The organism is Megasphaera stantonii (genome assembly GCF_003367905.1).
Classification (GTDB): Bacteria; Bacillota; Negativicutes; order Veillonellales; family Megasphaeraceae; genus Megasphaera; species Megasphaera stantonii.
Genome location: NZ_CP029462.1, coordinates 1 through 15,204, shown reverse-complemented (window position 1 = coordinate 15,204; position 15,204 = coordinate 1). Strand labels below are relative to the sequence as shown.

Sequence of the window (15,204 nt, the reverse complement as noted above, 5' to 3'; positions counted from 1 at the left end):
AATTATCGTCCGTATTCTTTACATAATTCAGACAGCCATTTGGCGATGTCCAGCTTGAGCATGCCGCCGTCCATTTGCCACTGCCAGTTTCCTTCAGCCGTTCCGGGCACGTTCATGCGGCAGTTTCCCGGCAGGGCCAGTATGTCCTGCAGGGGTACGACGGCCGTTTCGGCGCGGCGGCTGTAAACGTAGGCGATGACGGCGCGGACGACAGCTTCCGGCGCAGCGTCGTCCGGCAGGCCCAAGGCCTGGCGCAGCTGTAGCCGTTCCGATTCGTCCAGGTCTTCTTCATACCAGCCCAGCGTCGTGTTGTTGTCGTGCGTTCCCGTGTAGACGAGACAGTTCGGCTCTGTATCAAAGGAATACCGGCCGTCGGCCCGTTCTGCCATGTGGAAATGGAGTATCTTCATGCCTGGCAGGCGCAGGGCGTCTTTCAGGGCGCATACGTCGTCCGTAATGATGCCCAGATCCTCCGCCACCATGGGCAGGAAACCGAGCTCTTTATACACGGCACGGAACAGGTCGAGGCCCGGCCCTTTGACCCAGGCGCCTTCGCGGGCCGTCTTGGCTTCGGCGGGCACAGCCCAGTACGATTCGAGGCCGCGGAAATGGTCGATGCGCACTTCGTCTACAAACTGGTATATCGCGCGGAACCGCTCTACCCACCAGCGATAGCCGTCGGCAGCCATGGCCTCATAGTCGTACAGCGGGTTGCCCCACAGCTGGCCATCGGCGCTGAAATAATCGGGCGGCACGCCGGCGACGGCCGTGGGATTGCCGCCTTCGTCCAGCTGGAACAGCTCCTGATGAGCCCAGCAGTCGGCGCTGTTGTGGGCGACAAACATGGGCATGTCACCGAGGATCTGCACGCCGTTGTCATGGGCATATTTCCGAAGAGCCTGCCACTGGCAGTAGAAAATATACTGCAAGAATTTATAATGGGATATGGCGCCGGACAATTCTTTTTTATAATAGGCTATGCCGTCGGCAGCGTGGCAGCGGATATTGTCGGGCCACTCTGTCCAGACCTTGCCTCCGAAGAAATCGCCGACAGAACGGAACAAGGCGTAGTCGTCGAGCCAGTACGCGTTTTCCTTGCAGAAATCGGCGTAAGGCGACCACGGCACGTTCAGGTCTTTCTTATGGGACATACGCCAGAGCGCGTCCTTCTTGACCTTCCAGGCTTCGTCCCAGGATTTCGTATTCCCGACGACTTCCTTATATTCGCACAGTTCTTCGGCAGACAGCCATCCCCATTCGTGGAGCACGTCGAGGGAAATGAGCCGTTCGTTCCCGGCAAAGGCCGATCGGGCCAGATAGGGCGAATCGCCCATGAGCGGCGGCGTCAGCGGCAGAATCTGCCATAGGCTCTGGCCGGCCGTCTTGAGGAAATCGATAAACCGATAGGCGTTAGGCCCCAGGTCGCCGTTCCCGCCGGCCGAAGGCAGCGACGTCGGATGCAGGAAGACGCCGGCCCGTTTTTTGCGGGCTTCCTGCCCTTTCAGGACGACGGCGCTCAGCGGCGGCAGCGTCAGGGTGAACCGGCTGTTGATCGTGCGGATAGGCTTCATGCGGGGATACAGGGCGTTGGTCAGCTCGCCGTAGGCCAATCCGTTCGTGTACACGCTGACCGTCCGCAGGGACGTAGTGTTTTTATTCATAGCGATGATAAAGAAGCCGTCTTCTTTTTTCTGTCCGAATATATCCCGGCCGCCTTCGATGCTGCGGGCATAGGCGAAGACGTCGCCGTCGGCGTACAGCGGGATGAAACGGCCCGTGCGCAGGGCGTCGCTGCTACGGCGCAGTCCCGTCAGCCCTTTCGTCCACGACAGGATTTCTTCGTCCTCATGCCCCCACGGATAGGTGCGGCGGTTGTCCGGATCCTTTCCGCCGGTCACGCCGGCTTCATCGCCGTAATAAATACAGGGTGCGCCGGGCATCGTCATCTGCCAGGTCAGAAGCATGCGCAGGCGCTTCTTGGCAATGTCCTCGGCCGAGAGCGTATTGGAGTCGGCGTCTTTTGCCAGGACTGTCAAGATGCGTTCGATGTCGTGGCTGCCGATGAGGTTAAGCATGGCGTAAAAGTGCTCCGGCGGATAATTTTCAATGAGGTGCGTCATTTCAGCCAGCATGCGCCGGCCTTCCTTGCGGCCCATGATGAAATCGACGGCAATCGTCCGCAAGGCGTAGTTCATAGCGCTGTCGAGCTCGTAGCCGCACAGGTATTCGCGCTGTTCGCCGTAGCTGATTTTATTCGACGCGTCCTCCCACACCTCGCCTATGAGCACGGCGTCGGGATTTTCTTCCTTCAGCGTCTTATAGAAATCGCGGAGAAACGCCGCCGGCAGCTCGTCGACGACGTCGAGACGCCAGCCGCTGATGCCCTGGCGCATCCAGTAGCGCAGCACGCTGTCGTCGTTGTGGATGATAAAGTCCATATACGACGGCTCCGTTTCCTCTACGTTGGGCAAGTCCATGACGCCCCACCACGACTCGTAGTCGTTCGGGTACTCCTTAAACCGGTACCACGAATAGTACGGCGATTCCTTGGACTGGTAGGCGCCGACGCTGTCATAATGGCCGAAGCGGTTGAAATAAATGCTGTCGGCCCCCGTATGGCTGAACACGCCGTCCAGGATGACGGCCATGCCCTCTTCCTTAGCTGCCCGGCAGAACGCGGCAAACTCTTCGTTCGTCCCCAGGAAGGGATCGACGCGGTGATAATCGGCCGTGCTGTAGCGATGGTTCGTGCAGCTTTCAAAAATAGGGTTGAGATAAATCGCCGTCACGCCTAATTCTTTCAGATACGAAAACTTTTCCCGGATACCCGCCAGGTTGCCGCCGTAAAAATCGTAAAAGGCAATCTCTCCCGTATCGGGGTTCTTCCAATAGGCCGGTATGTCGTCCCAGTCACTGTGAATGACAGCGCCCTTCTTGCCCGTAAGCACCGCCGTCGTATCCTTGCCACGGCGGAACCGGTCGGGAAAAATCTGATAGACGATGGCATTCTTGAACCAGTCCGGCGTCTTGACGTCCTTATCGTATACGGTAATCTGATAGGACGGCGGCTCCTGAGCCGTAATGCGGCCCTTGCCGCCGAGCTGCTCGTGGTTATTGCCGTAATAGACGGTCTTGCCGTCGTAGGAAACGATGAAATAGTACCAAAGGAGGCACCCCTTATCCGGCATGGTCAGCGTCGCCTTGAAGGCCTCGCCTTCCCAAGTCATGGGAACGATCGTTTCGCCGGCGTTGCTCTGCCACAGGCGCACGCTGGCCTGCCAGTTTTCTTCTATATTTTTGTCGGCCCGCAGGCGCAGGACGACCTGGCTACCCGAGGGAACGGCGCCGAAAACAGAGCGGCAATAAAATTCATGTGAATTGTGATACAGTCCTAAATCCATGAAATCTCCTTTTTTTGTAAAATCCCCCGCCGAGCAAGTACGGCGGGGGATTTGGCTGTATTGTTCTTATCGGTTCAATACCTTTTTGTACAAGTCTGCATACGCCTGAGCCGAACGCTTCCAGCTGTAGTCGCTTTCCATGGCGTTCTTGACGATGTGATCCCACAAGGCGGTATCTTCGTAGTATCCCAAAGCCGTCTTTGCCGTAAACAACAGTTCATGAGCATTGAAGTTCGGGAACGTCAGGCCGTTGCCCTGATTTTTGTATTTATCAAAGGGAACGACGGTATCTCGCAGGCCGCCCGTTTCGCGGACGACGGGCACGGCGCCGTATCTCAGGGCGATGAGCTGACTCAGTCCGCACGGTTCATACCGCGAGGGCATGAGGAAGATATCCGCCGCCGCATAGACGCGGTGCGCCAGGCCTTCGTTGAACATGATGTTGGCCGATACCTTTGTCGGATAGCGGCGGGCCAAATCGCGGAAGGCTTCTTCATACTGCCAGTCGCCGGTCCCGACGATAACCAGCTGTACGTCGTCTTCGACGAGCTCGTCCATAATGCGCGTTACCAAATCCATGCCCTTGTCTTCGACGAGGCGCGATACCATGGCGACCATGGGCACGCCGCGCTTGATGCGCAGCCCCAATTCCTTGCGCAGGGCGTCCTTGTTGACGCGCTTGCCGGCGCGGGCGTCCTTCGACGTATACGTTTGGGCAATATAGGGGTCCGTTTCGGGATTATAGGCATCTTCGTCGAGGCCGTTGATAATGCCGACGACTTTGTCCTGATTGCTGCGGATATAGCCGTCCAGCCGTTCGCCGAAGTACGGATAGGTAATTTCCTGAGCGTACGTCGGGCTGACCGTCGTGATGTAGTCGGCGTAGACCATGCCCGATTTCATGTAGTTGACGCAGCCGTCGCATTCCAGATTGCCGTTGTCGAACAAGTGCTGCGGCAGGCCGATGATATCCTGCATGATAGACGCCGGATAAATCCCCTGATATTTCAGGTTATGAATGGTATAGACGAATTTCATATTTTTGTAGAAATCGTCATGGTAGAAATCTTCCTTCAAGAAGACGCCCAGCATGCCCGTATGCCAGTCGTTGCCGTGAATGATGTCGGGCTGGAAGCCGATGCGCGGCAGCATCGTCAGCACGGCGCGGCAGAAATAGGCGAACCGTTCGTCGTCGTCGGCATAGCCGTACAGGCGGTCGCGCTTGAAGTACCATTCATTGTCGATGAAGTATACCTTGACGCCGTCCATATCGATTTCGTCGACGCCGTAGTACAGCTGACGCCAGGCCAGATTGACGATCCCCGTCGTCACCTGCTTCATCTGCTGCTTTGCTTCGTCTTTAATCAGGCTGTATTTCGGAATGACCAGGCGGACGTCCATGCCCTTGGCGGCCAATTCCTTCGGTAAAGCGCCCATGACGTCGGCTAAGCCGCCCGTCTTGATAAAAGGCACGGCTTCTGACGCCACGAATAATATTTTTTCCATCTTAACTCCCCCACTTTCCCTTTGGAATGCAGTTTACTATTTATTTCGCCGCGTCGCTTTTCGTCGTCTTTTTAACGGCGCGTTTTCTCGTCGTCTTGGAAGCCGGTTTCTTTTCGCTGCTCTTGGCCTTTTTAGCCGAGCCAGTCGTCTTCCGCGTCTTGGCAGTACTGCTGCCAGCCTTCAGAGATTTTTTTTTATCGGCCGACGTCTTGAGCTGTAAATATATAGTCGCCAGCGGCGGCAGCGTCAGCTCCAGAGACTGTTCCATGCCGTGCATGGGAATATCCTGCGCTTCAAATTCGCCTTCGTTGAGGACGTTGGAGCCGCCGAAGGCTTCGGAATCGCTGTTGAATACTTCGACATACGTCCCCTTGCGCGGCACGCCGAAGCGGTACGAATGGCGGACGACAGGCGTGAAGTTGCATACGACGACGGTCATGTCATCCGTTTCCTGGCCGCTGCGGAAGAAGGCGATGACGCTGTTGTCGCGGTCGTCGCAGCTGATCCACGAGAAGCCCGACCAGTCGCAGTCTTCTTCCCAGAATTCAGGATGCTCTACATAATACGTATTCAGCTCCTTGACGTAGTCGTGCATGGCCTTGTGCATGGGATATTCGAGCAGATGCCAGTCGAGGCTGTCGTCGTATTTCCATTCGATGAACTGGCCGAAGTCGCTGCCCATGAACAGGAGCTTCTTGCCGGGATGAGACATCCAGTAGCCGTAGAAAGCCCGCAGGCCGGCAAATTTCTGCCAGTAGTCGCCGGGCATCTTGTCCAAGAGCGAGTGCTTGCCGTGGACGACTTCGTCGTGCGACAAAGGCAGGATGAAGTTTTCCGAAAAGGCGTAGCACAGGGAAAACGTAACGAGATTGTGATTATCCTTGCGGAACAGCGGGTCCATGGACATGTAGCGGAGCATGTCGTTCATCCAGCCCATATTCCACTTATAGTTGAATCCCAGGCCGCCGACGTCGACAGGCTTGGTCACTAGCGGCCAGGCCGACGATTCTTCGGCAATCATGAGGGCATGGGGAAATTCGCTGAACACAGCTTTATTCAAATTGCGCAGGAAATCAATGGCTTCGAGGTTTTCCCGGCCGCCGTACTTATTGGGCTGCCAATTTCCATCGGGATGGCCGTAGTCGAGATACAGCATGTTGGCCACGGCGTCGATGCGCAGGCCGTCGATGTGGAACTGGCTGAGCCAGAACATGGCGCTGGAAATGAGGAAGGACTGTACTTCCGTCCGTCCGTAGTCGAAATTCATCGTATCCCATTCTTTGTTTTCTGCCAGCATGGGGTTCCCCGATTCATAGCAGGGCTCGCCGTCGAAATAGCGCAGACCGTGGGCGTCGCGGCAGAAATGGCCCGGCACCCAGTCGAGGATGACGCCGATGCCGTGCTTATGGCATGTGTCGACGAGGTACATGAAGTCTTCCGGCGCACCGTAGCGGCTCGTCGCCGAGAAGTACCCTGTCGCCTGATAGCCCCACGAGCCGTCGAAGGGATATTCGCACAGGGGCATGATTTCGATGTGCGTATAGTTCATAGACGTGACGTATTCCACGAGCTTGTCGGCGATTTCGCGGTATGTCAGCATATTGCCTTCTTCGTCGCGGCACCACGAGCCGAGATGCACTTCATAGGTCAGCATGGGCTTGCGGTACGAGTCGTACTGCTCGCGGCTGTTCTGCCACTTTTTGTCCTTCCACGTATAGCGGAGCTTGGTGATCTTAGAGGCCGTGTTGGGGCGCACTTCCGACCAGAAGGCATAGGGATCGCTCTTCATGAGCACTTCGCCCGACGCCGTCGTGACGGCGTATTTGTAAATGTCCCCTTCCTGAAGGCCTTCGATATACGTAACCCAGATGCCGTTGCCGGCGCCGCACCGTTCCATAGGATTGGCTTCAATGTCCCACTGGTTGAAATCGCCGACGACGCTTACCTTCTGGGCATGGGGAGCCCAGACGGAAAAGCGCACGCACGATCTGCGGCGGAGAACGGTAAAATGAGCGCCGAACAAACGGTAGCTGGCGTAGTTTGTTCCCTGATGGTACAGAAACGTACCGTATTCGTCAATTGCACTGAGTTTCATGTAAGCATTCCCCCTGACTGATTATACCTTGACGGGTTTAATACGCCAAATGTCAGATGCATACTGCTGAATCGTCCTGTCGCTGGAGAAGTAGCCCGAATGGGCGATGTTGATGGCGCTGGAATGGAACCACTGCTTTTGATTTGCGTAGCGGCGGGATATTTCCGTATGGGCCTCGCAGTAGGCGGCGAAATCCTTGAGGACAAAGAATTCGTCGTTGCGGTCCAGCAGCGATTCGTACAGCATGCCGAAATGTTCGCCGTTGATGGAGCCGTCTACAAGCGAGTTCATGAGCTGGCGGATACGCGGGTCCGAGCTGTACATGTTCCACGACGAATAGCCGCCGTGCATGTAGTAATTCATGACTTCTTCCGCCCGCAGGCCGAAGATGACGCAGTGTTCCATGCCGACTTCGCGGCAGATTTCTACGTTGGCCCCGTCCATCGTACCCAGCGTAATGGCCCCGTTCATCATGAATTTCATATTGCCCGTGCCGGACGCTTCCTTGCCGGCCGTGGAAATCTGCTCGCTCACGTCGGCCGCCGGGAACAGGAGCTGTCCCAAGGATACGTTGTAGTTCTCCAGGAACAGTACCTTCAGCTGCTTGTTCACCTGCTTGTCGCGGTTTATCATGTTGGCCACGACGTTGATAAGCTTGATCGTCTGCTTAGCTTCGCCGTAGCCCGACGCAGCCTTGCCGCCGAACAGGAACGTGTGCGGGCGGACGCGCAGGTCCGGATTTGCTTTCAGCGTATAGTACAGGTGAAGGATGCCGAGGATATTCAACAGCTGCCGTTTGTATAGATGAATGCGCTTGATCTGAATGTCGAAAATCGAATCGACGGCGATATTCGTATCGTATTCCTTCTTGATATAGTCAGCCAGAATTTCCTTGCGGGCTTTCTTCACCTTCGCCAGCTTATCCAGGAAGGCGCTGTCGCTGGAAACGGTCTTCAAGCGGATGAGCTTGGACGGTTCAAGACGCCATTCGTCGCCGATCGCTTCGTCGATGAGGTCCGACAGCTGCGGATTGGCTTCGATAAGCCAGCGGCGGTGCGTAACGCCGTTGGTCTTGTTGGAGAAACGGTTCGGGAAAATCGTGTAGAACTGATGGAGCGTCGAATCCTTCAGGATCTGCGAGTGGATTTCCGCAACGCCGTTGACGCTGTGGCTGCCCAGTACGGACAAATGAGCCATGTGAACCTGACCGTCCCAAAGGATGGCTACGCTGCGGGCTTTGTTTTCGTCGCCCGGATAGAGGCGGCGCACTTCCTTGAGCCAGCGGTTGTTGATTTCTTCGACGATGAGATAAATGCGCGGCAGGAGCGACTGGAACATGGGGATAGACCATTTTTCCATGGCTTCCGGCAAAATCGTGTGGTTCGTATAGGCCACGGTACGGCACGTAATATCCCATGCGTCTTCCCAGGCCATGCCTTCCTCGTCGAGGAGGATGCGCATCAGTTCCGGCACGACCAGAGCCGGATGGGTGTCGTTGATGTGGATGGCGATGTACTGGTCGAACTTGTACATGCTTTCCTTGTATTTTCTCTTATAGTGACGTACGATGCTCTGCAGGCCTGCCGAAACCATGAAGTATTCCTGCATCAGGCGCAGGCGGCGGCCATCTTCCGTGCTGTCTTCCGGATAGAGGAAGCGGGAAATGAGCTGTACGTTGTTCTTGTAGCGGAACGCCCGGTGGCGGTCGCCGAGGGTCAGCTCGCGGTACAAGTCTTCCCGGGAGTATTCGGCCCGCCACAGGCGCAGCGTATTGACGGTGTCGTTATGATAGCCAATGACAGGAACGTCGTACGGGACGGCGCGGACAGACGAATAATTTTCGTGAACGCATTCGAGCTCTCCGTCTTCCGTCGGCCGCATGTAGGCGTTGCCGCCGAAGCGGACGTTTACGGCCTTATCTACTCGCTTGACTTCCCAGGGATAGCCGTTGACCAGCCAGTTGTCAGGAAGCTCTACCTGCTGGCCGTCGACGATGCGCTGGTTGAACAGCCCGTACTGGTAGCGGATGCTGCATCCGTGTCCCGGCAGCTGCAGCGCCGCCAGGGAGTCGATGAAGCAGGCTGCCAGACGGCCTAAGCCGCCGTTGCCCAAGCCCGGGTCCCGTTCCTGCGGAACGACGTCTTCCAGCTTCCAGCCCAGATCTTCCAAGCCCTGCCGGCAAATATCTTCCAAGCCGATGCCGATGAGGTTGGACTGGAGCAAGCGTCCCAGCAAAAATTCAATCGAGAAATAATAGACCTGTTTCGCCTTTTGCTCGGCGTACACTTCGTTCGTACGAATCCAATCTTCACTGACCAAGTCGCGTATCATGTAGGCAATCGTCTGGTATACTTCGTTGAGCGTCAGATCTCTGAGTTCTTTTTCCCACAAGACATGCGCCTTTTCAGTAAATATCTTCTTGAATTCTTCCTTATCCTGCCATTTTTTCATTGTTCTTCTATACCTCTTCTTAAATTACAGTGCATTTTCCGATGCACAGCGGTTTGTCCTTGGTGCCGGACAAAATGGCCTCAGGCTGCACTACGGCGTTCTTGTCGCATACGACGTAGTCGAGCTGGGCATCGTCGCCGATGACCGTATGCTGCATGATGATGCTGTTGCGGATGACGGCGTTCTTGCCGACCTTGACCTTGCGGAACAAGATGGAATTTTCGACGCGGCCTTCGATAATGCAGCCGTTTGCTACGAGAGAATTGCTGACATGCGATTCTTCCATGTACTTAGCCGGCGCTTCGTCTTTGATCTTCGTGTAGATGTGGTGCTGCTTGTCCTTGAGGAACAAGTCGTGCCACGTCTTGGCGTCGAGCAGATCCATGTTGACCTGGAAGTACGAATCGATGGTATCGATCCGCTTCGCATATCCTTGATAATTATAACCGAAAATGCGCAAGCGGTCTACATTGCGCTTCAGCACGTCCGTAATCAGGTAGTTGTACCCCTGCGTATAGGCCTTGCGGATGCAGCTTTCAAAGACCTTGCTGTCGATGAGGACGCCCCGCTGATACAGGTTTTCGCCGGCTGCCAGCGTTTCCCGCGATTCAATGTCCAGGACGCGGTCGTTTTCGCCGATATTCAGGGCGTAGCCGCTGCGGTTAAATTCGTATTTCTGCTTCTGGTAAATGAGGGTGACGTCGGCGTTGTGACGGCGGTGGAAATGGAGCACTTCGTCGTAGTCGATGTTCTGCACCATGTCGCAGCCTGTCAGCAAGATGTACGGCTTATTGCCCCGTTCGACGAACATGAGGTTTTTATAGTAAGCCGGTACGTCGCCTTCTGTAGGATGAACGACATCTTCTACTTCTTCCGGCAGATAGAACAGGCCGTCGCCTTTGCGTGCCAGGCCCCATTCCTTACCGGAGCGGATGTGGTCCAATACGGAGCGCGACTGGGCCGACAACAAGAGTCCGACCTGCGATACGCCGGCGTTGACCAGATTGGACAGCGTAAAGTCGATGAGGCGGAATTTGCCGCCTACGGGAATGGTCGCCAAGGGCCGTTTTTCATTGAGCTCGCGGAGCGGGCTTTCGTTTCTAAGGTTAATTATTGCAATCATGTTGCTGTTCATATGTTATGCCTCCCCTTTTTTAGCTGCCAGCTTTTCTTCGTTTCTGCCCAATACGGCGATAGAGCCGTCTTCGTTCTGTACGACGGCGCCGTCATGGATGACGCAGCGTTCGCCGATAATCGCCTTGTCGACGACGGCGCCTTTCTTGATGACCGTGCCCGGCAGGATGACGGAATTGCTTACCTTCGCGCCCTTTTCAATCGTCACGTCATAGAAGATGATCGAGTTGATGACGTTGCCCAGGATAGCCGAGCCTTCGGCGACGATAGAGCTCTTGGCGCTGCCTTCGGGACCTACGAAATGAGGCGGCATGCTCTGGCTGGCAGAATAAATGCGCCATGCCGGATTGTTCAGGTCGAGGGGCGGTTCGTCAGCGATGAGGTCCATATTAGCCTGCCACAGGCTGTCGATCGTTCCGACGTCCTTCCAGTAGCCTTCAAAGGGATAGGCGTACAGGGGCAGCTTGTCCTTCAGCATAGCGGGAATGACGTTTTTGCCGAAGTCATGTTCCGATTTTTCGTCCTTTGCGTCGGCTTTCAAATAGCTTTCCAATACGTCGCGGTCGAAGATATAAATGCCCATGGAAGCCAGGTTGCTTTCGGGCTTAGCCGGTTTTTCCTGGAATTTATTAATGCGCATCGTTTCATCGGCGACCATGATGCCGAAGCGGCTGGCTTCGTCCCAGGGAACGCGGATGGTCGCAATGGTGACTTTCGCCTGATGCTTTTTGTGGAAGGCCAGCATTTTAGCGTAGTCCATAGAATAGATATGGTCGCCCGACAAGATGAGGACGTAGTCGTCTCCGACCATTTCGACGAAATTCAAGTTCTGATAAATAGCGTCGGCCGTGCCACGGTACCAGTTGGAACCGCCATCGCTTTCATACGGCGGCAGGATATACGCGCCGCCCCGGTCGGAGTCCAAGTCCCACGAGCTGCCGTTGCCGACATACCAGTTCAGCTCCAGCGGCTGGTACTGGGTCAGGATGCCGACAGTGTTGATACCAGAGTTGCGGCAGTTACTGAGCGGAAAGTCGATAATGCGGTATTTGCCGCCGAACAAGAGGCCGGGCTTGGCCTGGTCCTTCGTCAGGACGCCCAGACGGCTCCCTCGCCCGCCCGCCAGAATCATTGCCAGACAATTGGATTTTCTCATATAAAATTCCTCCTCACATCAAGAAAATCCCAGCAATACTCCACCGAATACACACGTTATGTCTATATGCTATAGGATTTTCTTTTGTAAATATACTTCCGCGAATAGCTATGCATATTTTAAATAATATACGCTAATTATACACCATTTTGCCGAGAAAATTAAGAGCAAATCACGCTGCAAATTGCGCCTTTTTCACAGATATTATTGACTTTTTACGGAAAGATTACCCTTTTGCAACAAAAAAACCGCCTCTGGCGAACAGAAGCGGTTTCGTAAGCTTTCACGCATATTATAAATATTTATAAATTAATAATTTATCCTTTTCCCATTTGCCAACGGCAGGCTTCTTCATACGAAAGTAAGGTGACAGGAAAGGGCAAGGACTGCAGAACGTCCTGCGTCTCCGCTACCGTATCAGCCGTCGTCCGGACGAAGCCGACGCCGGCTTTTCCGTCTATGGCCGTGACGACGCCCAGGTACTCGCAGCCCTCGAGAATCCGCGTGAGATATGTCATTTCCTGCGGCGGGATGCGGAAGTATACCCATTCCGGCTCAAGCATGGTTCTTCATCTCCCGGCGCATCATAGAATAGGCCTCCAACGGCTCGTCTACAGGTACGGCGACGACCTGCTGGGCATGGCGGGCCGCGTCGAGGTCCTGTCCGTCTTCATCGAGAATGCGGCGGACGGCACAGCGTACCAGACGCCCCTTGGGCTGGAGAAATTCGACGGTCTGCCCGACCTTGAAGTGGTTGCGCTGCTCGATCAAGGCCAGCTTCCGTTCCGCATCATAAGAGCGGACGAGGCCGATGAATTCATGAGTCTGCGTATTGCTCGAATGGCTGTACACCTGATCGGCTTCCGTCGGACGGGACACGGAAAAGCCCCGCGTATAGGGGCGGTGAGAAATTTTTTCCAATTCTTCTACCCATTCAGGCAGGACGCGGAAATGTTCCGGGTCCCGTTCATAGGCGTCGATGGCCTGACGGTATACCTTGACGACCGTCGCGACGTAGTGAACGCTCTTCATGCGCCCCTCGATTTTCAGGCTGCACAAGCCGGCGTCGTACAAGTCGGGCAGATACGGCAGAAGGCACAGGTCCTTGGAATTGAAGATATACGTGCCCCGTTCGTCTTCCATGACCGGGAAATACTGGCCCGGCCGCTTTTCTTCGACGACGTTGTACTTAAACCGGCAGCACTGGACGCACTGGCCTCGGTTGGAATCGCGGTTTTCCGTAAAGTAATTGCTCAGCAGGCAGCGCCCCGAATAGGAAATGCACATCGCACCGTGCACGAAGCCTTCCAGCTCGACGGGCACCTTATCGTGAATGGCCTTTACGTCCTTTAAGCTGACCTCGCGGGCCATGACGACGCGCTTTGCGCCGGCATCATGCCAAAACTTCGCCGACGCCCAGTTGGTCACGTTGGCCTGCGTCGAAATATGAACGGGCAAGTCGGGTACGATTTGCCGGGCCAGGCTAAAAATACCGGGGTCGGCGATGAGCACGGCGTCGACATGAATATCCCGCAGGCTGGTCAGGTATTCGGGCAAACCGTTTAAGTCGGCGTTGTGGGGAAAGATATTAACGGTCACATGAACCTTCTTCCCCAGCCCATGGGCGTAGCGGACAGCGTCCTCCATTTCCTCTAGGGAAAAATTGTCGCTAAACGCCCGCAGTCCAAAGGACTTGCCGCCTAAATACACGGCGTCAGCCCCGTACAACAGGGCCATTTTCAATTTATCCATATTGCCGGCCGGAGCCAGCAACTCCATTTTCTGCATGCGTATTATCTATCCTTTCCATCGGGAAACGGTCATGCCGTCTCCATTTTCAAAAAATACCGATTCAAAACGGTCATCGTCATAGATCATGTCCAAAAATTCGTGCAGGCGGCCTACGGCCGTGCGGTGCTTATGGGGCACCGTCCCTTCGATATAAAACATATCATGGTAGCTTATATTGTCGGCTACGACGACGGCGCCGGGCCGCAGCTTAGGCATGATTTTGGCCAGCTGCCGCGAATACTGGCCCTTCGGGCCGTCGAGGAAGACGAAATCCCACGTCTCGTCCAGCCCGTCGAGGAGGGCCGTGCCGTCTCCTTCGAGAAGGCGTATCATAGGCCCGTAAGGCGAGCGGCCGATAAAATCCCGGGCCGCGGCAATCCGTTCTGCGTCGATTTCAATCGTCGTAATGCGGCTTTCCGCCGCCAGGCACGAGGCAATCTGCAAGGTCGAGTAAGCGATAGCCGCTCCGATTTCCAAGACCGACGACGGACGAGCCGCCGTCACCAGGCCGCGGAATAAGGGCAGCTCAGCGTCGCGCAGAATCGGAACCTGATGGATCTTGGCATAGGCCTTCATCTCATCCCACAGCTCCGTCATGGCATATGCTCCTCTACGTTTTTCATGTGCTCTTCGTACGTCGCGGCAAAGTAGTTGTGGCCGTCTTCATCGGCTACGAAATACAAATACGACGTATGAGGCGCTTTCAGTACGGCGTTCATGCAGTCCATGCCGGGATTGCCGATCGGTCCCGGCGGCAGGCCTTCGTACATGTACGTATTGTAAGGCGAATCGTAGCGCGTCTCGGCGATGCTGTACGCCGCCTTATGGGTCCCCATGGCATAGGAAATGCTGGCGTCAGACTGGAGCTTCATGTGCTTGTCCAAGCGGTTGAGGAATACCGAGGCGATGAGGGGCCGGTCCTTTTCATACTTCGCTTCCTTTTCAATGAGCGACGCCAAGGTGACGAACTGGTAAATAGACAGATTTTCCTCGTCGATGCCCTTTTTCATTTCCTCCGTCAAGTGGTCGTCGAAGTTTTTCAGCATCATCTTGACGATGTCGTCGGCCGTCGCGTTCAGGGGAATAAAATACGTGTCGGGAAAGAGGAAGCCCTCTGTCGGGAAGGTTACGTCGCGATGGCTCTTCATATACGGATAGAGATATTCTTCCTTTTTAGCCGCCGCTAGGAAATCCTTTTCGGAAATTTTTCCCATAGCCGCCACTTCCTTGGCAATGCGCCACACCGTGTAGCCCTCGGGAACGACCAGGCGCAGGGCCTCCGACTTGCCGCTGGTCAGCTTTTCCAGGATAGAGTGGACGCTCATAGACGTATCGATGACGTACTCGCCTTCCTTGATATCGCCGGCCTGCCCCGTAGCCACGGCCGCCGCGCGGAACAGGAGGGGGCTGGCAATATAGCCCTGTTCACTGAGCATATCGGCTACCTCCGACGCCGTCATGTCGCTGCGAACATGGACGTAGCCTCGTTTTTCCGGCAGGAAAAGATTCGGCGCGCCATAGGCCGCCGCCACGAAGGCCGCAGACAAAAGAAGCGCGCAAAGAACAGCCCCTGCGGCGCGCCGTTTTCGGCGGCCCGGAGCTGTATTGCGTACTTCCTGCGTTTCCTTATGTTCTTTGTTTTTTTCTGAATACTTATTGTTATGTTCCAT

Annotated in this window: 10 protein-coding genes; all 10 read right to left on the bottom strand. The window is 55.4% G+C overall.

The annotated features are described in order from the left end of the window. Positions 1–2: 2 nt before the first annotated feature. Positions 3–3,401 carry a 4-alpha-glucanotransferase gene (malQ, locus tag DKB62_RS00050; protein WP_107195544.1) on the bottom strand — a complete coding sequence of 1,133 codons (3,399 nt, stop codon included), beginning with the start codon at positions 3,399–3,401 and terminating at the stop codon, positions 3–5. Between the two features lie 66 nt (positions 3,402–3,467). Further along, complete coding sequence (glgA, locus tag DKB62_RS00045; protein ID WP_095628718.1) at positions 3,468–4,907, bottom strand: glycogen synthase GlgA; 1,440 nt, start codon at positions 4,905–4,907, stop codon at positions 3,468–3,470. Between the two features lie 40 nt (positions 4,908–4,947). Next, complete coding sequence (gene glgB, locus DKB62_RS00040; protein WP_095628717.1) at positions 4,948–7,002, bottom strand: 1,4-alpha-glucan branching protein GlgB; 2,055 nt, start codon at positions 7,000–7,002, stop codon at positions 4,948–4,950. Positions 7,003–7,023: 21 nt separating this feature from the next. After that, positions 7,024–9,453: a glycogen/starch/alpha-glucan phosphorylase gene (locus DKB62_RS00035; protein ID WP_107195545.1), complete on the bottom strand. Its 2,430-nt coding sequence runs from the start codon at positions 9,451–9,453 to the stop codon at positions 7,024–7,026. 19 nt (positions 9,454–9,472) lie between these two features. Next, on the bottom strand, positions 9,473–10,588 hold the full coding sequence (gene glgD, locus DKB62_RS00030) for a glucose-1-phosphate adenylyltransferase subunit GlgD (RefSeq protein WP_232818745.1): 1,116 nt from the start codon (positions 10,586–10,588) through the stop codon (positions 9,473–9,475). A gap of 3 nt (positions 10,589–10,591) precedes the next feature. Further along, a complete protein-coding gene (locus DKB62_RS00025) occupies positions 10,592–11,743 on the bottom strand; it encodes a glucose-1-phosphate adenylyltransferase (protein WP_087477341.1) in 1,152 nt (383 codons plus the stop codon). 317 nt (positions 11,744–12,060) lie between these two features. Beyond that, on the bottom strand, positions 12,061–12,306 hold the full coding sequence (locus DKB62_RS00020) for a DUF4911 domain-containing protein (protein WP_107195546.1): 246 nt from the start codon (positions 12,304–12,306) through the stop codon (positions 12,061–12,063). Then, positions 12,299–13,522 carry a peptidase U32 family protein gene (locus DKB62_RS00015; protein WP_107195565.1) on the bottom strand — a complete coding sequence of 408 codons (1,224 nt, stop codon included), beginning with the start codon at positions 13,520–13,522 and terminating at the stop codon, positions 12,299–12,301. The genes DKB62_RS00020 and DKB62_RS00015 overlap by 8 nt, the downstream gene beginning before the upstream one ends. An 18-nt stretch (positions 13,523–13,540) precedes the next feature. After that, positions 13,541–14,131, bottom strand: a complete 591-nt coding sequence (locus DKB62_RS00010; protein WP_107195547.1) for an O-methyltransferase — start codon at positions 14,129–14,131, stop codon at positions 13,541–13,543. Then, positions 14,128–15,204: an endolytic transglycosylase MltG gene (gene mltG, locus DKB62_RS00005; RefSeq protein ID WP_107195548.1), complete on the bottom strand. Its 1,077-nt coding sequence runs from the start codon at positions 15,202–15,204 to the stop codon at positions 14,128–14,130. The genes DKB62_RS00010 and mltG overlap by 4 nt, the downstream gene beginning before the upstream one ends.